Here is a 20,541-nt window from a genome sequence, read left to right as displayed (position 1 = left end):
TGTAAAGCAAAGGACATTATTGTAAATCAAAACGGCAAACCATAGTGGGCGCCGTGTCTAAATCTGAATCAAATACGGGAAATGTGAAAATATGTTATAAATAAGGCTTTCCCACTTTCACACATTGGAGACGATATGGAATTGGTATTTATCCGCCACGGACAAAGCGAATGGAACGCGAAAAACCTGTTTACAGGCTGGCGCGACGTGAAGCTGAGCGAGCAGGGGCTTGCCGAGGCTGCCGCCGCCGGCAAAAAACTGAAAGAAAACGGCTATGAGTTCGACATCGCCTTCACATCCGTCCTGACCCGCGCGATTAAGACCTGCAACATCGTTTTGGAAGAATCCGACCAACTGTTCGTACCGCAAATCAAAACATGGCGGCTGAACGAACGCCACTACGGCCGACTGCAAGGTTTGGACAAAAAACAAACCGCCGAACAATACGGCGACGAGCAAGTCCGCATCTGGCGGCGCAGCTACGACACCCTGCCGCCGCTTTTGGACAAAGATGACGCGTTTTCCGCACACAAAGACCGCCGCTATGCCCATCTGCCTGCCGATGTTATCCCCGACGGCGAAAATTTGAAAGTTACTTTGGAGCGCGTATTGCCGTTTTGGGAAGACCAAATCGCCCCCGCGATTTTGAGCGGAAAACGCGTCTTGGTGGCGGCGCACGGCAACTCCCTGCGCGCGCTGGCAAAACACATCGAGGGCATTTCCGACGAAGACATCATGGGCTTGGAAATCCCGACCGGTCAGCTGCTGGTGTACAAATTGGACGACAATTTGAAAGTCATCGAAAAATTCTACCTGTAAGGGTGTGAAATAAAAAATGCCGTCTGAAGCCCAGCGTTTCAGACGGCATTTTTGACAAGGCGGCAAAACGCATCAGCCGCGTACCAAGAAGCGCCCCGTCGCTATCCGGTGCAGCGTACCGGCAAGCAGCAGCGCCACGCCTGCCGATCCGGCGGCGGCAAGCGTCAGCCCCAAGCCCGACAGTACGCCGGAAGCCGCCAGATGCAGGCCGCATCCCGCCATTGCCGCGAAACCGAATGAAAATCCCCAAAAGCTCATCGTAAAACCGCCTTCCCAAAACCAGCGGGTCAGGCGCAGCAAGAACAAAAGCTGCAGGCAGCCGTAGCCGATTAATGCCAACGCAAAACCGTCGACTTTACCGCCGACGGCAAAATACGCGCCGCAGCCGACAAAGGCGGGCGCAAGCTGGATGCCGACCACGCCGCGCGCCGCCGTGCCGACCGGTGCCGCCGTGCGCAGCCTGCCCAAGATGGAGGCTTCCAAGCTCAGCCAGGAAAACATACCCGCGCCGAAAAACAAAGCTGCATAATCATGATGCCCCAACGCCGCCAGAGATGACGCGCTGACAAAGTTTGTCGCAACCGTAGGCAGATAAATAATCGGCGTCGTCGCCTCCAAGGAATGCAGGCCGCGCTACAGACCGGCCGCCCGATACATCGAAAACGCCAACTGTCCGGCAACGCCGACATAAATCAGGACTGCCGCCGCGCCTGCCTGATAGGGCTTCAGCGCGAGTCCCTCCAGCATAGCGGTAATCGGAATCGCGCTGATGAAGCAGCATTGCACCAAGTCCCGCAAATCAGACAAAAAATCGTTTCGGTACGCAAATATTTTGATCAGGTATGCCGCCACCAGCAAGAGCCAGAAAACCGAAGCCACCGCAAGCAGCGATTCGGCAGCCAAGGCGGGCAGCAGCCCGACAGACGCGCCGTAACGCCACGACAGCCCCAAGGCAAACAAGCCCAGCGCGATGCTGAAATAGCTCAAAGGAATCGGAAATTTCTTAGATGCAGACATAAACACCCTTCAGACGGCATGCCGCCGTAACGCACAGATTAATTTGCGTATGATATAAAAAACAGGCAGGCGGAGGATGACGTATCCGTATCGGCATATTGCCGTTTCGTCTCATTGCGCCCGATGTCGGAAGTGGTTGCGCATCGGGCGCGCGTTTTTTGCGGTGCAGCGTGATTTGGATGCAGGGGAAAACGAATCAGTAACCGTATTAACCGTAGGGTGGGCTTTAGCCCACCAATCAACGACTGAAAATGAAGAAAACGGTGGGCTGAAGCCCATCCTACGCAACTATTTGTCAGACTTCCTGCGGTTACAGTCCCGGCACAACATCTGGCAATTCTCTTCAATCGTTTTCCCACCTTCGCACCACGGTGTAATGTGATCGCCTTCCATTTCCGACAATTCAAATTTCTGTTTGCAGTGTGGGCAAATGCCGTCTTGTTTTTCGTAAACCTTCTGTTTGATGCTGTCTGAAAAGGCACGGATGTTTAAATACTTTTCATCGCGGGTTAAAACGTATTGGTAAATCCCTTTTTTGTTTTCCACATCGTCGTCGGCAATCAGTTTGGCAATTTCCGCTTCCAATATATCTTTATCCAAATCGGTATCTTTGAAACGGTTGTATAGAAATCCCCAAGGCTGCCCTTTCATCAGTTTGATGCGTTTATTGGGAAATTTTAGTTTTACCCATTCAATCACATTTTTGAAATACAGCCATAAATCATCGGCATTCTTATCATGTTGGTGAACCGCCATATATTTGCAGACTGCTTCGTCTCCGTCTTGGTTGGCAATCCACCCGATAGCGGTTTCCAAATAGTCCTGGCGGATGGCTGTACCGTTCAAATAGTCTTTTCCGATTTGGTAGGCGGCACAGTTGGTTTTGCTGAAATGACGTTTGGCATCCGTTACCCAGTTGCCCGAATACACGGCGTTGCGTAATTCTTGGTCGGTCAGTTTCTCACCCGCAATATTGATGGTTTTGAACCAGTCCAGCTTTTCGCTGTCCGTCCCTTCGCACCGGTAAACGGTCAGTTCGTAATTTAAAATCTTCTCCTGTTCGTCTGCCTGCAAATTATGGAAGTAGCGCATCATATAGGCAAAATCGCCGTTCACATATTGGCAGATGGAAACAGTGCGCTGTTGCCCGTCCACGATTTCAAACGTGCCGTCATCGCGCACCGCCCAATACATCACATTAAGTGGAAATCCTTTCAATACGGTATCAATCACGGCATCACGCTGCTTGTCTTTGTAGACAAACTCGCGCTGATAGGGCGGGCGAACGTCCAGTTTGCCGCCGAAAGCGCGTACGCCGTCTTCGTTGTTGTCGGTATAGCCCGCTGCCGTTTTGCTTTCACTGTCGTAGCCCGTCAGTTCGCGGATGGTGAGGGTAGTCATTTGGATTTTCATGGTCATTCCCCTTTTTGCCTGATAAATATACGTTTATATATCCTGTTGCCGTTAATTAAAGGTTGCGCCACCTTGCTTTCTGCATGCCACAAGCCGTTTGAAAACCCTTTTCCTTCACTCTCGGTTGCACCTAAAATATCAAACTGCTCGGGATTGTATTTATCCAAAAACGTAATCGGCACACCCATCACACCATCGTAATCGCAGGGAATATCGGCAACCTTGGATACTTCGATGGCATCGTAGTTATCGTATTTTGGATAATCTTCGGGGTTGTAGGTTCGGTATAAAATCAGTTCTTCGTGGCGTTTGGCGATATCCAGGTTGGTAAACCAGCAGGCTTGGGCGCGTGCCTTGACTTCCCCGTCCACAATGCGGTAACTGCTGCCTGTTTTCTTGGTTTCAACAAGGATTTCGGCATAGTTATCAGGTACGCCGAATAGCATATCCGTTCCCATCGGCGTAGAACCCAGCCACATTTTATTGTCTTTAATTAGCGGAAAAATTTCTTTGTAGGTAATAGCGTTTTTATTGCCGATGATGATGAAGTATTTTCCGTATTCCACTAACTGCGCCACATATTCCCGAAACAGTGAAAACGGCGGATTGGTTACGACGATATCAGCCTGTTTCAACAGTCCGATACATTCCTCACTGCGGAAGTCGCCGTCGCCTTTCAGCGGTTTGACTGCTATTTCTTCGGGGGAGGGAATGCCGTTGCCGTCTTTGTCCCCTGTATATTCCAGCCAAACCGCCTGTTCGCTGTCGTTTTGGCTGAACAGGTCGCTGTTTTGGTTTTTGTAGCAGGTGGCAATCAGCTTTTTCAGGCCGAGATGCTCGAAATTGTAAGAAAAATAATGGAAGAAATTGCTGACGCGCGGGTCGTCGCAGTTGCAATAAACAGTTTTGTTTTTGAAATGGTGTTTGTAGTGCCGCAGCTCTTTTTCGATGTCGGAAAGCTGGGTGTAGAACTCATCGTTTTTGGCTTTGTTTGCCGCGTGAAGGGATTTGTTGCCTGCCATATCAAACCCCTTTAAAAATACAAGAAAGGTTTGATATTTTACTGATTTTTAAGTTATAATTGCCAAGCCAAGCCAAGCCAAGCCAAGCCAAGCCAAGCCAAGCCAAGCCGCTATATCTGTGTCTGCTGTTCATATGATGTTTCCTTGTCTTAATTTATTCAAACAGGCTGCCTGAAAACCCACTTTCAGGCAGCCTGTATTTTTCTACATTACAGCTTCTCTTTAACCCAACCTTCCGCGCTTGCCAGCATTTCGGGCAATTTGCCGGCATCCGTACCGCCGGCTTGCGCCAAGTCGGGACGGCCGCCGCCTTTGCCGCCGACTTGTTCGGCTGCAAATTTAACCAGATCGCCTGCTTTCACTTTTCCGGTCAGGGCTTTGGATACGCCTGCGCACAGGGAGACTTTGCCGTCGTTGACTGCCGCTAAAAGAATCACGGCGTTGTCGGATTTTCCGGTCAGGTCGGTTACGATTTCGCGCAGGGCGGCTGAGTCGGCTTCGATTTGGGCGGCAACGAGTTTGGCTGAGCCCAGGTCTTTTGCATCGTCCAAGAGTTTTGCGCCCGCGTGGACGGCGAGTTCGGCTTTGGCGCGAGCCAATTCTTTTTCCAATGTTTTGGCGTGTGCCGTGCCTGCTTGGATTTTCGCCAGTACGTCTTTTTCGGTTTGGGCTTTGGTTTCGGCAATGATGTCTTTCACCAAGCGTTCTTGCTCTTGCGCCCATTTGAGTGCGTTCAGGCCGGTGATGGCTTCGATACGGCGCACGCCTGCGGCAATACCGCCTTCGCTGATGATTTTGAAGAGGCCGATGTCGCCGGTGCGTGAAACGTGCGTGCCGCCGCACAATTCGGTTGAGAAACCGCCCATTTGCAGCACGCGTACTTCGTCGCCGTATTTTTCGCCGAAAAGCATCATCGCGCCGGTTTTTTGCGCGTCCTCCATACTCATAATGGCGGCGTTGACGGCAACGTTCGCCAAAACGGCTTCGTTGACGCGGCGTTCGACTTCGGCGATTTCTTCGGCAGTTACCGCTTGGGGATGAGAAATGTCGAAACGGGTGGATTCGGCGGTAACCAAAGAGCCTTTTTGTTCGACGTGTCCGCCCAATACATCGCGCAGGGCTTTGTGCATCAGGTGGGTCGCGCTGTGGTTGCGCATATTGGCATTGCGGATTTCATCATCTACTTTGGCGGTAACGCTGTCGCCGACTTTCAGACGGCCTGAAGTTTGTACGCCGAATTGACCGAATACGGCCGCTTTGATTTTTTGGGTATCGCGTACTTCAAAGCGGTTTTCGCCTGAGAAGATATAGCCTACGTCGCCGACTTGGCCGCCGGATTCTGCATAGAACGGGGTAAAGTCGATGACGACTGCGCCGCTGTCGCCTTCGTTCAATTCGTTGACTTGCTCGCCGTCTTTGTAGAGTGCCAACACGGTGGCTTCGGTTTGGCGTTCGCTATAACCTTTAAACTCGGTGTCTTGACCGTCGTAAGGCAGTTGGGCGTTGGCTTTGAAGCTTTGTGCGGCGCGTGCGCGTGCACGTTGGGCTTCCATTTCGCGCTCGAAGCCTGCTTCATCCAGTTCAATATTGCGTTCACGGCAGATGTCGGCGGTCAAGTCGTATGGGAAACCGTAAGTATCGTAGAGTTTGAAGATGATTTCGCCGTCGAGTGTTTTGCCGCCTTTGGCCAGCGCGTTTTCCAACAAGGCCATACCGGTTTCCAGAGTTTGGGCAAAACGGCTTTCTTCGTTTTTCAATGCTTCTTCGATTTGCGCCTGTTTTTCTTTCAACTCGGGGTAGGCATCGCCCATCTCTTTGACCAAATCGGCAACGAGTTTGTGGAAGAACGGTTTGCTTTGACCCAGTTTGTAACCGTGGCGCACGGCGCGGCGGATAATGCGGCGCAAAACATAACCGCGTCCTTCGTTGGCAGGCAATACGCCGTCTGCAATCAGGAAAGAGCAGGAGCGGATGTGGTCGGCGATAACTTTCAGGCTGGGTTCTTCCATACTGAACGGCGCGCCGGTTTCGCGGGCGACGGCTTTGAGCAGGTCTTGGAACAAGTCGATTTCATAGTTGCTGTGGACGTGCTGCATTACCGCCGCCATACGTTCCAAGCCCATACCGGTATCGACGGACGGCTTGGGCAGCGGATTCATATTGCCTTGCTCGTCGCGGTTGAACTGCATGAATACGCAGTTCCAAATTTCGATCCAGCGGTCGCCGTCTTCTTCGGGGCTGCCGGGAATGCCGCCCCAGATTTCTTCGCCGTGGTCGTAGAAAATTTCGGAGCAAGGGCCGCAAGGGCCGGTGTCGCCCATTTGCCAGAAGTTGTCGGATGCGTATTTTGCGCCTTTGTTGTCGCCGATGCGGACGATACGCTCGGCAGGCATGCCGATTTCGTTCAGCCAAATGTTGTAGGCTTCGTCGTCTTCTGCGTAAACGGTAGCCAACAGTTTGTCTTTAGGGATGTTCAACCATTCGGGGGAAGTGAGAAACTCCCAAGCGAAGTGGATGGCGTCGCGCTTGAAGTAGTCGCCGAAAGAGAAGTTGCCCATCATTTCAAAGAAGGTGTGGTGGCGGGCGGTGTAGCCTACGTTTTCCAAGTCGTTGTGTTTGCCGCCTGCACGTACGCATTTTTGCGCGGTGGTGGCACGGCTGTACGGGCGTTTGTCGAAACCTAAGAATACGTCTTTAAACTGGTTCATGCCCGCGTTGGTAAACAGCAGGGTCGGGTCGTCGTGCGGCACGAGGCTGGAAGAGCGGACGACGGTGTGGCCTTTGGTTTCAAAAAATTTTAGGAATTTTTGGCGCAGTTCGGAAGTTTTCATAATTTTTTCAATGTCTCTCAAATGTCTTGTCATGGTAAAAGCAGGGAAAACGAACGGCGGTATCTTACCGCAAATCCCTGTTTCTAGCTATGGAAGCGGCGGCTTTCAGACGGCATTGCGGGATTTTGAATGCCGTCTGAAGCCCTGTTCCCAATATCGGCTATAATGGCCGCTTTCTCCAACCCGATATGCAAGGAATGATAATGACCAAACATCTGCCCCTGGCCGTCCTGACTGCTTTGCTGCTTGCAGCGTGCGGCGGTTCGGACAAACTGCCTGCCGAAAAACCGGCACCGGCGGAAAACCAAAACGTATTGAAAATTTACAACTGGTCGGAATACGTCGATCCGGAAACCGTTGCCGATTTTGAAAAGAAAAACGGCATCAAGGTTACTTATGATGTGTACGACAGCGATGAAACGCTGGAAAGCAAGGTGCTGACCGGAAAATCCGGTTACGACATTGTCGCGCCGTCCAATGCGTTTGTGGGCAGGCAGATTAAGGCAGGTGCTTATCAGAAAATCGATAAGTCGCTGATTCCCAATTATAAACATCTCAACCCCGAAATGATGAGGCTGATGGACGGGGTCGATCCCGGCCACGAATACGCCGTGCCGTTTTATTGGGGGACAAATACCTTCGCCATCAATACCGAACGCGTGAAAAAGGCTTTGGGTACGGACAAGCTGCCGGACAACCAGTGGGATTTGGTGTTTAACCCCGAATACACTTCCAAACTCAAACAATGCGGTATCAGCTATTTGGACAGCGCGGCGGAAATTTATCCTATGGTGTTGAACTATTTGGGTAAAAACCCGAACAGCAGCAATACGGAAGACATCAGGGAGGCAACCGCCCTGCTCAAGAAAAACCGCCCCAATATCAAACGCTTCACTTCGTCCGGCTTTATCGATGATTTGGCGCGCGGCGATACCTGCGTAACAATCGGTTTCGGCGGCGATTTGAACATCGCTAGACGGCGTGCCGAAGAAGCAGGCGGCAAGGAAAAAATCCGCGTGATGATGCCCAAAGAGGGCGTGGGGATTTGGGTGGATTCTTTCGTGATTCCGAAAGATGCGAAAAACGTCGCCAACGCGCACAAATACATCAACGACTTCCTCGATCCGGAAGTGTCGGCGAAAAACGGTAATTTCGTTACCTACGCGCCTTCGAGCAAGCCGGCGCGCGATTTGATGGAGGACGAATTTAAAAACGACAATACGATTTTCCCGAGTGGGGAAGATTTGAAAAACAGCTTTATTATGGTCCCCATCCGGCCGGCGGCATTGAAGTTTATGGTGCGCCAGTGGCAGGATGTGAAGGCAGGGAAATAAAGCCCAATGTGCCGTCTGAAGGATGTTCGGACGGCATTTTTTATCTTTGGCGGAACAGGGATTGCAGCCGCTGTTTGAAGGTAATGGGGCGGATGCTGCTCAAAATGCCGCTGAGGATAATGATGCACATACCGAGTATTTCCTGCCAGAAAAGCTTTTCGCCCAAAAAGAACGCCGCCGAAAGCGCGGAAAAGACGACGGTCATATAGGAAAGCGAGGCAACCGTGAATTTGTCGCCGACTTTGTAGGCGCGCGTCATTGACAGTTGGGCAATCAGCGCGGACACGCCGATGCCCGACAGATAAACCGCCGACTGCCGAGACAGCATATGCCAGCCGGTCAGCGTCGCCCAAACCGACGACATCGCCACGCCGGTTGCGGAAAGGTAAAACACGACGCGCCAGCCGGGTTCGCCAGCCAAAGACAGTTCGCGCACTTTCAAATACGCCCAGCCGGACATCGCGCCGCCGGCAAGACCGGCGAGTGCCGCCGTTTCCTGACCGCTGCGGAACGAGGGGTTGAGCAGCAATACCACGCCGGCAAAACCAAGGAGCAGCACCGCCTGCGTGTAAACGGAAATCCGCTCTTTCAAAATCAGGAAGGAGAATACTGCCAAAAAAATCGACGAGGTGTAACTCAGGGTAACGCCGGTTGCCAAAGGTAGGTGCGTTACTGCGTAAAACAGCAGCAGCATCGCCCCCGTCCCGACCATACTGCGGTTTAAGTGGTTTTTCCAATGGGGCGTGCGGAAGGTGTCCCGACGCAATACGGCGGCAGCCCCGAGCGCAACGGTTGAAAACAGCATACGCCAAAAGACTAATTCGCCGCTGCCGAGGGCAAATTTTGCCGATGCCTCTTTAATCAATACGTTCATAATGGTGAAGCAGACCGCCGCCACCAGCATCCAGCCGGAACCCAAAACGTCTTTTTTTGCGGTATCCATATAATATTTGTCGCGATAAAAAGGTCAAATTGTAAACCTTGCGGCAGGGTTTGCGGCGGCGGATTCGGGTGCGCGCAATCCCGTCGAACCCGCGTTTTTTCGGAACAATTTGTTTTTTCAGGGCAAACCTGCTTATAATGGCGGGTATGAAAAAATATCTTGCCCTTATCCCCATCGCGGCCGCTCTGTCCGGCTGCGGAACTGTTTATGTGCCCACCCTGACCGAAATCCCCGTCAGGCCGATTAATACCGTTCCGGCGGAAGCGTCTGTAAAAGGTTTCCGTCTCGCCCCTTCGCATTGGACGGACGTTTCCAAAATCCGCGACGAGGCGACGCGCCTGAGCTATCAGGTGGACATCGGTAAAATGACTAAGGTTCAGGCGGCGCAATATCTGAACAACTTCAGAAAACGCCTGGTCGGACGCAATGCCGTCGATGACAGTATGTATGAAATCTACCTGCGTTCGGCGGTAGACAGCCAGCGCGGCGAAATCAATACGGAACAGTCCAAGCTGTATATCCAGAATGCCTTGCGCGGCTGGCAGCAGCGTTGGAAAAATATGGATGCCAAACCCGATAATCCCGCATTTACCAACTTTTTGATGGAAGTGATGAAGATGCAGCCCTTGAAATGACGCGGTACGCAAATGCCGTCTGAAAGTATTTTCAGACGGCATTTGCGTTTTAAGGTTCAGATATTTTATTGTTGCCCGCCTTCTTTCCGGTATTGACCCGGCGAAACGTGATATTGCCGTTTGAACGCCTTGCCGAAATGCGTTTCCGACTGAAAGCCTACCGACAGCGCGACCGACAAAACCGAATCCGGGGTTTTTTTCAGCAGCAACGCGCCTTTTTGCAGGCGGATATGGTTCACAAAGGCGTGCGGGCTGAGTCCGACCCGGCTTTTGAAACGGCGCATCAGCTGCGCGCGCGACATATTGGCGGCGGCAACCATTTTGTCAATATTCCATTCGTCTTCCGGTTTGTCTATCACCTTTTGGATCAAATGTCCCAAACGTTTGTCCTGCCAACCTTTCAACACGCCCGAGAGTTGGGCATCTTTTTCCTGTTCAAGATAGGCGCGCAGGATAAGCACCAGCAGGACGGATGACAATGCGTTGACCACGGAAACCGTCCCCGTCAAAGGTTTTTCGCTTTCCAGTTGCAGCATTGAAACCACATACTGCAAACTCGGATGGGCAATGTTCAGAAAAACGGTTTCCGGCAGCCCGTTCATCAAATCGGCGTGGGTGTCGTAGCGGAAACGGGCGCAAAACAGGCTCATATCCAGTCCGTTGCCGCATTGTTTGACCGTGAATGCGCCGTTTTGTCGTATATCCGGTTGTAAACTTTCTCCGTATTTTCCATCGTGGCTCAACAGGTGTCCCAAGCCGCGCGGGAAAAATACAATATCCCCCGCATTGACCCGGCGCGGGGAAGTTTCGCCGTCGATGCAGATGTAGCCGCTGCCCGATGTAACAATGTGCACCAGTCCTTCGCGTTGCAAGGTTTTATGCCGTACCGACCATTGCCCGCCCAAAAGGCACTGTACATCCACACTACCCGTCAGTTGGGCGAAATCGACCAGTTTGTCCAGAATGTCCATAAATCTTTTTGAACCATAAAATGAGATGATTAAACGAGAAACACAACTGAATAATTGCAATAATACGCACATCGAAAACAGATACGCAAGCGCGTATCAGGGTTAAACGCAAGAGAAAGGAAAAGAAAATGTTTAAAGATTGGAAAGAACATACCGCATTGGTTAAAAAATCGTTCGGTGAGCTGGGTAAATCCCATCCTAAAATGCTGCAGGCCTACGGCGCATTGGAACAGGCCGCCGCCGCCGAAGCATTGGATGCCAAAACGCGCGAACTGATTGCCATCGCCGTTGCCATTACCACACGTTGCGAGAGCTGCATCAGCGTTCACGCCGCCGCAGCCGCCAAGGCAGGTGCGACCGACAGCGAAATCGCCGGTGCATTGGCAACCGCCATCGCCCTGAATGCGGGTGCTGCTTACACTTATGCCCTGCGTGCATTGGAAGCGGTTGAAACGCAAAAATAATCCGTTTCGGATAAGAAATGCCGTCTGAAAATATTTCAGACGGCATTTTGCCTGTTATGCTTCCCGATACTGTAAACAATATAAGCCATTATGCTTATTCCTCAATCACGGTTTCCACCACCGAATGAATACTTTTAGGCAATTGCAAAAAAGCATTCCAAGCAATTAAAGCAGTTTTAAAAGTATGCAGCGAACAGCTTAAATCAGGCCAGCCGTCTTCTTCATCAAATTCGTTGTTATAGAAAACTACTTTTTCAGCAGAAATATCCCAGCAAAAACCTTGTCCACCTCCTGAATAAACTTCATTGGGATTATTTTCTGCTTGATGGATAAATTCTAAATTTTCATCAATTTCTTTTTGTAGATAAAGGTCTCCTGTTAAAACATAAATTAAGTATTCATATATTCTATCTTTAATTATTTCATTATTTTCTTCATCTAAAAATATACATCTTTTTAATAGTTCTCCATTAAATTCATAAATATCGTAATAAGCTTTAAAAATAGATATCATATCATTTCCTTATCTTCCATAAATTGGATATGCTGTTCCTCTTGGTGTAATAAACCCTTCAATCCAAACTCCTGATGAGGATTTCCCCTCCCACTTATTTTGATTAACCATTTTTCTTTTCTCCCAAGCTGAAGTAACTTCAGCCCTAATTCTAGCCTCGTCCCAATATTTTGGGAACATAGAATGATTTGTCATAGGTTTTCCACTTCTTCCTTTTTTCATTTCCCAACTTCCATCAGGCTTTTTAATTTCCACTGTCGCTTGATAAACCCCATGTTTATTAGGTACCGAGGTTTGTTGTATCACCCGTACATCACCACGGGTTAGACTATGCCCTCCTGTTACTGTGCCTTTCTTTATGAAGCCGCTTATTTCAGACGGCATTTGAGAAACAAGGGGTAAGCGTGAAATATTATCGCTGGGTATGGTTTGCCGCCATAAGCTGTCTGCTGTTGTCCGCCGTTTTTATTGCACCTTACCTGACGGCATTTCACGAACAAGAAAAAACATTCGAATATGCGGAATTGACCGTTACCGCACCCAACCGCAGCGGACGGGCAATCAAACTGGATGCAGGCGGGCGGCAGTACCGGCTTTCCTGCTACGGGTTCGATGATTTGTGCGTGCAAGGCAATATCGGCAGAACCATCAGGGCGGAGCAGCTTAGAACCGTTTTAAGCGAAAACGTCGGAAAAGGTTTCTTAAACGGCGTTCTGTTGGAATACCGCAACAGTGGCGGCATCCACACCAATAAGGATTTTTCCTTTCCGGAAGACCGCCTTATCGAAGTGTTGGCACAACCTGCCATTTTCAGCCTGAAACCGGGTATTTTGCTTTTATTGGCCGCCATTTTCCTGCGTTTGAAAAGAAAGTGAAAACAGATTGGCGGGAAGGGGGAATGCCTATGCGGTAATTTTACGTTTTAGGTTATGAGGATAACCGTTATAATCACAACTTTACAGTCTGCACAGAGAAAACAGATGCCTTGGAACATCCCCATTTTCCTCACTTGGTTGAGGGTCTTGCTCATCCCTGTCCTGACAGCCCTTTTTTACCTGCCTTTCCCGTGGTTCGCTGAGGAAACGATTAATCTCGCCGCCGCCGTCGTTTTTGCCGTTGCCGCCTTGACCGACTGGTTTGACGGATTTTTGGCAAGGTTGTGGAAACAGACCTCGGATTTCGGCGCATTCCTCGACCCCGTTGCCGACAAACTGATGGTCGCCGTCTCTTTGCTGCTGCTGGTCAAACTCGACCGGACCTATGTTTTGTTCGCGATGATTATCATCGGCAGGGAAATTACCATTTCCGCATTGCGCGAATGGATGGCGCAAATGGGCAAAAGGAACAGCGTTGCCGTCGCCACCGTCGGCAAGTTTAAAACCGCCGCGCAAATGCTGGCGATTTTCTTTTTGCTACTGAACATTCCCGATTTTCACGGATTTAATCTCGCACTTATCGGCAACATATTGATGTTTATCGCATCTTTGCTGACGGTTTGGTCGATGCTGTATTACCTGAAAATGGCGTGGAAAGAAATCGCCTGAAAAAAACATAAAAATAGCTTGACGGTAAAAACATAATCCATAATAATTGCATCTTCTTCGATGTCGGAGAGTGAAATCGGGCGGGAATAGCTCAGTTGGTAGAGCGCAACCTTGCCAAGGTTGAGGTCGCGAGTTCGAGACTCGTTTCCCGCTCCAAAAATTTCATTCTCCCGCAATCATTGCGGGAATAGCTCAGTTGGTAGAGCGCAACCTTGCCAAGGTTGAGGTCGCGAGTTCGAGACTCGTTTCCCGCTCCAAGTTTTATTTCAAACGTATCAACGCGGGAATAGCTCAGTTGGTAGAGCGCAACCTTGCCAAGGTTGAGGTCGCGAGTTCGAGACTCGTTTCCCGCTCCAAAAGCCGATATGTTTGAACGCGCGGGAATAGCTCAGTTGGTAGAGCGCAACCTTGCCAAGGTTGAGGTCGCGAGTTCGAGACTCGTTTCCCGCTCCAAGTTTTTTTAGATAAGCCAGTTTTAGGGCGAGATAGCAAAGTGGTTATGCAGCGGATTGCAAATCCGTCTACGCCGGTTCGATTCCGACTCTCGCCTCCATTATCGTACTACGGCGGGGTGGCAGAGTGTTTATGCTATGAGGAGTGCAATCTTCATATAGGCCGGTTAAAATCCGCGCCCCCGCCTCCACCTTTCACAAATGCCCGGGTGGTGAAATAGGTAGACACAACGGACTTAAAATCCGTCGGGACTAAACATCCCATGCCGGTTCGATTCCGGCTCCGGGCACCAAGCTGAAAATAACAATACCGCTCCAAGCGGTTATTTTTTTATCTGTCGGACGGGGATGGACAATATTGACATGTTCATGCCTGAACAAGAGGAAATCCAATCAATGTGGAAAGAAATTTTACTGAATTACGGTATTTTCCTGCTCGAACTGCTTACCGTGTTCGGCGCAATTGCGCTGATTGTGTTGGCTATCGTACAGAGTAAGAAACAGTCGGAAAGCGGCAGTGTCGTACTGACGGATTTTTCGGAAAATTATAAAAAACAGCGGCAATCGTTTGAAGCATTCTTTTTAAGCGGGGAAGAGGCAAAACATCAGGAAAAAGAAGAAAAGAAAAAGGAAAAGGCGGAAGCCAAAGCAGAGAAAAAGCGTTTGAAGGAGGGTGGGGAGAAATCTGCCGAAACGCAAAAATCCCGTCTTTTTGTGTTGGATTTTGACGGTGATTTGTATGCACACGCCGTAGAATCCTTGCGTCATGAGATTACGGCGGTGCTTTTGATTGCCAAGCCTGAAGATGAGGTTCTGCTCAGATTGGAAAGTCCGGGCGGCGTGGTTCACGGTTACGGTTTGGCGGCTTCGCAGCTTAGGCGTTTGCGCGAACGCAATATTCCGCTGACCGTCGCCGTCGATAAGGTAGCGGCGAGCGGCGGCTATATGATGGCGTGTGTGGCGGATAAAATTGTTTCCGCTCCGTTTGCGATTGTCGGTTCGGTGGGTGTGGTGGCGGAAGTGCCGAATATCCACCGCCTGTTGAAAAAACATGATATCGATGTGGATGTGATGACGGCGGGCGAATTTAAGCGTACGGTTACCTTTATGGGTGAAAATACGGAAAGGGGCAAACAGAAATTCCGGCAGGAACTGGAGGAGACGCATCAGTTGTTCAAGCAGTTTGTCAGCGAGAACCGCCCTCAAGTGGATATTGAGAAAGTGGCAACGGGCGAGCATTGGTTCGGTCGGCAGGCGTTGGAGCTGAATCTGGTTGACAGTATTTCAACCAGTGATGATTTGCTGTTGAAAGAGGTTGATAACAAGCAGATTATCGAAGTGAAGTACCAAGAGAAGAAAAACCTGATTCAGCGCATCGGTTTGCAGGCGGAAGCGTCTGCCGAAAATCTGTTTGCCAAACTTGTCAACCGGCGGGCGGATGTGATGTAGTTTGCCGAACGGATGGAAATGCCGTCTGAAGCGTGTTCAGACGGCATTTTTCAAGTTCCGGCTTTGATGTTCCGTTCCGACCACTCTATCCGTTGTCCGATGTCTTTCAAATTGGAATATTGTTCGACCAATCGCGGCACGTCGTCCAAACTCATGGCAAACATCCACAGACTTGTAAAGTTTGCTGCGCAGAGATGTAGGTCGGATATTTGTATCCGACAAAAATATTTGACGCGTCTATCGTTTCCGAAATGCCGCTGTTAGAAAATGTCGGATTCGAGAATCCGACCTACGGCTGCTAAAAATTAGATTAGTTTCAAAAATGAAAAATTACTGTTTTTTCATTTTTTATAGCATATTCAAGTACATGAATAATATTTTTCACTAAGGACTCTGTAGAAAAAACTGAATTTTGTAATTTTTCTTTTACAGCCAAAATACTTTCCTTATCTATTAGCCAATCCCCCTCACTTGGTCCAAATAACCAATTATTGGTAATTTCAGAAACAAGCCTCCATAATCCACGATTTTGATATTCAATAATTTGATTTTCCGTAATTTCTACAACTGTTTCAGATTGAATGTTTTTATAAGCCCAATCAATCATTTCAGTATATTCACTAATTGAAACATTGTCTTTTAAACAGAAAATTAACAGGTTGTGTTCATTCATTTGTCTAAGTTCCTGATATGAGTTTGTTGTTGTAAATAATCTTTTGTAAGTGCTGACCGAATAGACATGCCCCGCGCTGCCGTAGCCTTTGAGCGTCATCATCACAAAAGCAAAGCCGAATAAAATACCCATCGCCGCGCCGACGCAGAGATAGCCGAAGGCTTCGCGGTTGGAAATCAGCACACGCAGGCGCGCAACCAGTCCGTAATGGCGGTACAGCTGCCGCCGGTCTCCTTTTCGGATAAAGTGGTTGTCGCGTTCCAAGCTGTTGTTCAGGCGGAAATACAGGTTTTCGTTGATGGCGGCAAAACGTGGCAAAAGCCATAAAAACAACGCAAGTATGCCCACCGCTGACACGCCGACCCAAAATTCCAGCACCAGCAGCATGATGCACGCGCCGAATATGGATACGACGGATGTCGCGGCAATCGGCAGGTGTTCTTCAAAAAAGCTGACAAACTCACGCGACAGGGCAACCCGCGCAGTTATAGTGGATTAAATTTAAATCAGGACAAGGCGACGAAGCCGCAGACAGTACAAATAGTACGGCAAGGCGAGGCAACGCCGTACTGGTTTAAATTTAATCCACTATATTGCTGAATGCGGGACTTGCCGCTGCCGCTGTTCCAACACAACCGGCACGGCGATTTCGGTATAAATCCGCGTAAACGTGCGCGTATCGGTAATCCGCCGTGCCGCACCGACCAGCCACATCAAAAATACAACCAAAGCGTATAGCAACGCCTGCTACACCCTCCCCGCAATCACGGCATTAATCGCCCAGCCGCCAAATACCGGATACACCAGCATCAAAAGGTTTTCCAGTCCGACCAGAGAAAACGTGCCGAGCAGACGCTTGCGGTGGGTTTGGGCTATGTGTTTCAACATTTTCCACATATTTGTTCCCCCTATTTTTTATTTTCCGAGATTGTTTTTTCCATCACTTCCGCCAGTGCATCCAAATCGGCAAACAGCCGGGTTGTGCGCTTGTCGCCGAATGTGGCAAATACTTTGTCGCTGAATTCCTGCGCGCTTTCTGTTAAAGGTGCGGCATGGGCTTTGCCTTTTTCGGTCAGCGACAGCAACCGTTCGCGCCGGTCCTGTTCGCCTTCTTGCCATTCGATCAACCCTTGTCCGGCAAGGGTTTTGCATACGCCTGAAACGGTTTGTTTGGGCAGACTCCACTCTTCGCCGATATGCTTTTGCGTGTGGCTGCCTTCGGTTGCCAGGGTATAAAGTACGGCAAAGAGGTTGTAATTCAGATCCTGCTGCCCGATCCATTTGTCGAAGACATTGCAAATCAGGTTGATACGGGTTCCAAGTTGGTCGAGTTGGTTCATAATTGGTCTCGATATTGACTAAATTTGTGCAGGTTATAGTCATAATCAGGACTAATTTAAAGCGTGGGGTGATAAAAATGCCGTCTGAAATATGTTCAGACGGCATTGTGTTTGGAAAAGGCAATCAGTGTTCTGCCAATTTCAGGTAAACGCCGGAAACGTCCTGTTCGCCGTAGCCGGCTTCGACTGCTTTGCGGTAGCTGGCAGCAACGGTTTCGACGGCGGGCAGGGAGTTGCCTGCCTGTTCAAGCTCTTTGACGGCGAGGTTAAGGTCTTTGGAGGCGTGTTTGAGGGCGAAGGCGGGCGGGAATTCGCGGTTTGCCCACAGGGATTTTTTGGTTTGGAACATGGGCGAGTCCATTGCCGAGCCGCCGATGGCTTCGACGATGGTGTCGGTATCGATGCCGAACTGCCGCGCCATCAGCATCGCTTCGCTGTACGCTTCGCCGAAAATGCCTAAGAGCGAGTTCAAGACGAGTTTCGCGCCCGAACCTTTGCCCACTTCTCCGAAGTGGAAGGTTTTTTTGCCGACAAGGGAAAACACTTTCTGCAACGGGTTTAAAACAGTTTCGTCTCCGCCGAACAGAATGAGCAGCGTGCCATTGGTGGCCGGACCGACCGAACCGGAAACTGGGGCTTCGGCAAATTGTCCGCCGGCAGATTCGACAAGTTCTTTGACGGCAAGGTTTTCGGTTGGTGAGATGGTGCTCATGTTGACGATGATTTTGCCGGCCAATCCGTCGCGGACTCCGTTCAGGATGTCGCACACGGCGGCATAGTCGGAAACCATCAGGAAAATGACGGGATAGTCGCGGACGAGTTCGGCGGTGCTGCCGTAAACTTTTGCGCCTTTGGCGGAGATGGGGGCAGTTTTGTCGGGCGAGCGGTTGTATACGCCGACTTCGATGCCGCCGTTCAAGAGCCGCGTTACCATAGGCAGACCCATTTGCCCTAAGCCTATCCAGCCGATTTGTGTGTATTCGTTTGCGGACATGATGTTTACTCCTTTTCTGTTTGTAGTGTAATCTTATCTGTTCCGATGCCGTCTGAAGGCTTCCTGCGCTTCAGACGGCCTGTTTGGGGATTATGCGGTCAGAGTGCCTTTGGTCGAGGGGGTTTGCCCAGCCATGCGTGGGTCGTGTTCGACTGCCATACGCAGGGCGCGCCCGAAGGCTTTGAATACGGTTTCCGCCTGATGGTGGGCGTTTTTGCCGCTGAGGTTGTCGATGTGCAGGGTCATCATACTGTGGTTGACGATGCCGTGGAAAAATTCTTCAAACAAATCGACATCGAAACGTCCGATTAGTGCGCGGGTAAATTCGATGTTGTACACGAGTCCGGGGCGGCCGGAAAGGTCGATGACGACGCGGCTGAGGGCTTCGTCGAGCGGGACGTAGGAATGTCCGTAACGGCGGATGCCTTTTTTGTCGCCGAGTGCCTGCCGGAGTGCCTGTCCGAGTGTGATGCCGATGTCTTCGACGGTGTGGTGGTCGTCGATGTGCAGGTCGCCTTTGCAGCTGATGTCGATGTCGATCATGCCGTGGCGGGCAATTTGGTCGATCATGTGTTCGAGGAAGGGTACGCCGGTATCCAGCCTGCTTTTGCCGCTGCCGTCGAGGTTGATGGAGATGGTAATTTGGGTTTCGCAGGTATTGCGGCTGACGGTAACGGCGCGGCAGCCGGCAGCAGATGCGGTTTCGGCAATTTGGATTTCGGCAGTTCCGGTGCTTTCTGCGGCGGTTTCGGGAACAGTGCGTTCGCTGTGTTCTCTGTCGAGCCAGCCTTTGGGTTTGCCGGTGTGTTTTTCGAGTTTTGCCATCAGGCTGGGACGGATGCCGCGCGCGTCGGGGTCTTCTGCCTGCTTTTCAAGGCGTTGTTTGAGTTTGTAGAGTGCGACGGGGGTACGGTAGCCGCAGAGTTTGGCGAGCTTGGGCAGTGAACCTGCTTCTTGGGCGAGGGTCAGGAAGTTGTGCAGTTGGCGTTGTGTTTTAGTCAAATTCATAGGAAATCCGTTGGTTGGCAGTAAAGTTGGCGGATGACGTTGAGAACGGCATCGTTTTGTGCGGGGCTGCCTACGGTAATACGCAGGCAGTGTTCCAAAAGCGGGTGCGAGCCGTGCAGTTTTTTGACGAGGATGCGGTTTTGTTTGAATGTGTCAAACAACAAATCGGCATCGGGTACGCGTATGGTAATGAAGTTTGCCTGACTTGGAAAGGCGTTCAGACGGCATATTTTGCCCAATTCGGCGAACATCCGTTTGCGTTCGTTTTTCAGGCTGTCGATGTTGGCAGAGATGATGCCGTAGTGTTGCAGGGCGAGTTTGGCGGTGGTCAGGCTCAGTTGGTTCATATTGTAGGGCGGCAGGATTTTTTGCAGTTCGCCGATGACTTCGGGACAGCCTGCCGCATAGCCGATACGCAGTCCGGCAAAACCGATTTTGCTGACGGTACGCATGACGATGAGGTTGGGAATGCTGCCTGCCTGCGGCAGGAAGCTGTCGCCGTTGAATGCGCCGTAGGCTTCGTCGATGACGACGATGCCGTCTGAAGCTTCGATGACGGCTTCGATTTCGGCACGCGTGAAACATACGCCGGTGGGGTTGTTGGGGTAGGCGATAAAGGTCAGGGCAGGGCGGTGCTTCCTGACGGCTTCGAGGACGGCGGGCAGGTTGAGGGTGAAATCTCCGTTCAGTGGAACGCCGACATAATCCATGCCGTACAGCGCGGCGTTGTGGCGATACATGACGAAACTGGGTTCGGCTGCCAACATTGCCGCGCCCGGTTTGGCGGTCAGCATGGTGATGAACTGTATCAGCTCGTCCGAGCCGTTGCCCAGCACGATGTCGGCGGACTCGGGAATGTCGAACGCCGAACGCAATGCTTCCTGTAAACCGCTGCCGGAGGGATTGGGGTAAAGATGGATGGGCGCGGCGGCAAGCCGTGCCTGCCATTCCTGCAACAGCGTTTCATGTCCGGCAAAAGGGTGGACGGGACTTTCCATCGAATCGAGTTTGGCAAAATCCGACGGGACATCGGTGATTTTGTATGCGGACATGGCGAGGATGTCGTCGCGGATGAAGGAGCGGACGGATTTCATCGTGTTTCCTTAATGGTTGGAATA

Annotated in this window: 19 protein-coding genes, 6 tRNA genes and 3 pseudogenes; 13 read left to right on the top strand and 15 right to left on the bottom strand. The window is 50.7% G+C overall.

Annotated features, from left to right (window positions below):
- Positions 1–135: 135 nt before the first annotated feature.
- Positions 136–819, top strand: a complete 684-nt coding sequence (locus ACNAU7_RS04655) for a 2,3-diphosphoglycerate-dependent phosphoglycerate mutase (RefSeq protein WP_416301048.1) — start codon at positions 136–138, stop codon at positions 817–819.
- Between the two features lie 72 nt (positions 820–891).
- Here ACNAU7_RS04655 and tehA read toward each other — a convergent pair.
- The 5 genes and pseudogenes from tehA to alaS form a co-directional block, all read right to left on the bottom strand.
- Positions 892–1,836 (bottom strand): annotated as a pseudogene (gene tehA / locus ACNAU7_RS04650) (dicarboxylate transporter/tellurite-resistance protein TehA).
- 288 nt (positions 1,837–2,124) lie between these two features.
- The gene (locus tag ACNAU7_RS04645) at positions 2,125–3,255 is read right to left on the bottom strand and encodes an HNH endonuclease family protein (RefSeq protein WP_416301045.1); all 1,131 of its coding nucleotides are present in this window, start codon (positions 3,253–3,255) and stop codon (positions 2,125–2,127) included.
- Positions 3,252–4,271: an adenine-specific methyltransferase EcoRI family protein gene (locus ACNAU7_RS04640; RefSeq protein WP_416301043.1), complete on the bottom strand. Its 1,020-nt coding sequence runs from the start codon at positions 4,269–4,271 to the stop codon at positions 3,252–3,254. The genes ACNAU7_RS04645 and ACNAU7_RS04640 overlap by 4 nt, the downstream gene beginning before the upstream one ends.
- Position 4,272: 1 nt before the next feature.
- Positions 4,273–4,404, bottom strand: a complete 132-nt coding sequence (locus ACNAU7_RS04635; protein ID WP_416301041.1) for a hypothetical protein — start codon at positions 4,402–4,404, stop codon at positions 4,273–4,275.
- 76 nt (positions 4,405–4,480) lie between these two features.
- The gene (gene alaS, locus ACNAU7_RS04630; protein ID WP_416301039.1) at positions 4,481–7,102 is read right to left on the bottom strand and encodes an alanine--tRNA ligase; all 2,622 of its coding nucleotides are present in this window, start codon (positions 7,100–7,102) and stop codon (positions 4,481–4,483) included.
- A gap of 203 nt (positions 7,103–7,305) precedes the next feature.
- On the opposite strand from alaS, the gene ACNAU7_RS04625 reads away from it, so the two are divergent.
- On the top strand, positions 7,306–8,436 hold the full coding sequence (locus tag ACNAU7_RS04625; RefSeq protein ID WP_416301037.1) for a polyamine ABC transporter substrate-binding protein: 1,131 nt from the start codon (positions 7,306–7,308) through the stop codon (positions 8,434–8,436).
- A 40-nt stretch (positions 8,437–8,476) separates the two neighbouring features.
- Here the strand turns inward: ACNAU7_RS04625 and ACNAU7_RS04620 are convergent, their stop codons facing one another.
- Positions 8,477–9,379 (bottom strand): DMT family transporter, encoded by a 903-nt coding sequence (locus ACNAU7_RS04620; RefSeq protein WP_416301035.1) that lies wholly within the window; start codon positions 9,377–9,379, stop codon positions 8,477–8,479.
- Between the two features lie 146 nt (positions 9,380–9,525).
- On the opposite strand from ACNAU7_RS04620, the gene ACNAU7_RS04615 reads away from it, so the two are divergent.
- Entirely contained in the window at positions 9,526–10,014 is a 489-nt protein-coding gene (locus tag ACNAU7_RS04615) for a prokaryotic membrane lipolipid attachment site family protein (RefSeq protein ID WP_416301033.1), read from the top strand.
- Between the two features lie 65 nt (positions 10,015–10,079).
- On the opposite strand, the gene ACNAU7_RS04610 is transcribed toward ACNAU7_RS04615, so the two are convergent.
- Complete coding sequence (locus ACNAU7_RS04610; protein WP_416301031.1) at positions 10,080–10,985, bottom strand: AraC family transcriptional regulator; 906 nt, start codon at positions 10,983–10,985, stop codon at positions 10,080–10,082.
- A gap of 128 nt (positions 10,986–11,113) precedes the next feature.
- On the opposite strand from ACNAU7_RS04610, the gene ACNAU7_RS04605 reads away from it, so the two are divergent.
- The gene (locus tag ACNAU7_RS04605) at positions 11,114–11,449 is read left to right on the top strand and encodes a carboxymuconolactone decarboxylase family protein (protein WP_002234131.1); all 336 of its coding nucleotides are present in this window, start codon (positions 11,114–11,116) and stop codon (positions 11,447–11,449) included.
- A gap of 94 nt (positions 11,450–11,543) precedes the next feature.
- On the opposite strand, the gene ACNAU7_RS04600 is transcribed toward ACNAU7_RS04605, so the two are convergent.
- On the bottom strand, positions 11,544–11,963 hold the full coding sequence (locus ACNAU7_RS04600; protein WP_416301029.1) for a hypothetical protein: 420 nt from the start codon (positions 11,961–11,963) through the stop codon (positions 11,544–11,546).
- 9 nt (positions 11,964–11,972) lie between these two features.
- Positions 11,973–12,320: pseudogene (locus ACNAU7_RS04595) on the bottom strand (EndoU domain-containing protein); the annotation flags it as partial.
- 95 nt (positions 12,321–12,415) lie between these two features.
- Between ACNAU7_RS04595 and ACNAU7_RS04590 the strand changes: the two are divergent.
- The 9 genes from ACNAU7_RS04590 to sohB all read left to right on the top strand — a co-directional run bounded on the left by ACNAU7_RS04590 (position 12,416) and on the right by sohB (position 15,408).
- Positions 12,416–12,838 carry a hypothetical protein gene (locus ACNAU7_RS04590; protein WP_416301087.1) on the top strand — a complete coding sequence of 141 codons (423 nt, stop codon included), beginning with the start codon at positions 12,416–12,418 and terminating at the stop codon, positions 12,836–12,838.
- Between the two features lie 105 nt (positions 12,839–12,943).
- On the top strand, positions 12,944–13,507 hold the full coding sequence (gene pgsA, locus ACNAU7_RS04585) for a CDP-diacylglycerol--glycerol-3-phosphate 3-phosphatidyltransferase (protein WP_036475128.1): 564 nt from the start codon (positions 12,944–12,946) through the stop codon (positions 13,505–13,507).
- A gap of 80 nt (positions 13,508–13,587) precedes the next feature.
- Positions 13,588–13,663 (top strand) — tRNA-Gly (locus ACNAU7_RS04580).
- 25 nt (positions 13,664–13,688) lie between these two features.
- Positions 13,689–13,764 (top strand) — tRNA-Gly (locus tag ACNAU7_RS04575).
- Between the two features lie 23 nt (positions 13,765–13,787).
- Positions 13,788–13,863, top strand: a tRNA-Gly gene (locus tag ACNAU7_RS04570).
- Positions 13,864–13,884: 21 nt separating this feature from the next.
- Positions 13,885–13,960, top strand: a tRNA-Gly gene (locus tag ACNAU7_RS04565).
- Between the two features lie 26 nt (positions 13,961–13,986).
- Positions 13,987–14,060: transfer RNA gene (locus ACNAU7_RS04560), tRNA-Cys, on the top strand.
- Positions 14,061–14,162: 102 nt separating this feature from the next.
- Positions 14,163–14,252, top strand: a tRNA-Leu gene (locus tag ACNAU7_RS04555).
- A gap of 103 nt (positions 14,253–14,355) precedes the next feature.
- The gene (sohB, locus tag ACNAU7_RS04550) at positions 14,356–15,408 is read left to right on the top strand and encodes a protease SohB (protein ID WP_416301026.1); all 1,053 of its coding nucleotides are present in this window, start codon (positions 14,356–14,358) and stop codon (positions 15,406–15,408) included.
- A gap of 316 nt (positions 15,409–15,724) precedes the next feature.
- Here the strand turns inward: sohB and ACNAU7_RS04545 are convergent, their stop codons facing one another.
- The 6 genes and pseudogenes from ACNAU7_RS04545 to hisC form a co-directional block, all read right to left on the bottom strand.
- Positions 15,725–16,081, bottom strand: a complete 357-nt coding sequence (locus tag ACNAU7_RS04545) for a DMP12 family DNA mimic protein (protein WP_416301085.1) — start codon at positions 16,079–16,081, stop codon at positions 15,725–15,727.
- Between the two features lie 38 nt (positions 16,082–16,119).
- Positions 16,120–16,978, bottom strand: a pseudogene (locus tag ACNAU7_RS04540) (ABC transporter six-transmembrane domain-containing protein); the annotation flags it as partial.
- Between the two features lie 11 nt (positions 16,979–16,989).
- Positions 16,990–17,421, bottom strand: a complete 432-nt coding sequence (locus ACNAU7_RS04535; protein WP_416301024.1) for a MarR family winged helix-turn-helix transcriptional regulator — start codon at positions 17,419–17,421, stop codon at positions 16,990–16,992.
- Positions 17,422–17,545: 124 nt separating this feature from the next.
- Positions 17,546–18,415, bottom strand: coding sequence for an NAD(P)-dependent oxidoreductase (locus tag ACNAU7_RS04530; protein ID WP_416301022.1), 870 nt, complete (start codon positions 18,413–18,415; stop codon positions 17,546–17,548).
- A 90-nt stretch (positions 18,416–18,505) separates the two neighbouring features.
- Positions 18,506–19,423: an imidazoleglycerol-phosphate dehydratase HisB gene (gene hisB / locus ACNAU7_RS04525; protein ID WP_416301020.1), complete on the bottom strand. Its 918-nt coding sequence runs from the start codon at positions 19,421–19,423 to the stop codon at positions 18,506–18,508.
- The gene (hisC, locus tag ACNAU7_RS04520) at positions 19,420–20,517 is read right to left on the bottom strand and encodes a histidinol-phosphate transaminase (protein ID WP_416301018.1); all 1,098 of its coding nucleotides are present in this window, start codon (positions 20,515–20,517) and stop codon (positions 19,420–19,422) included. The genes hisB and hisC overlap by 4 nt, the downstream gene beginning before the upstream one ends.
- Positions 20,518–20,541 lie beyond the last annotated feature (24 nt).

It is taken from the genome of Neisseria sp. LACPHL-SPEC-2024-00856 (assembly GCF_047915665.1).
In the GTDB taxonomy this organism is placed as follows: Bacteria; Pseudomonadota; Gammaproteobacteria; order Burkholderiales; family Neisseriaceae; genus Neisseria; species Neisseria polysaccharea.
This window is presented reverse-complemented; position numbering and strand designations above follow the sequence as displayed.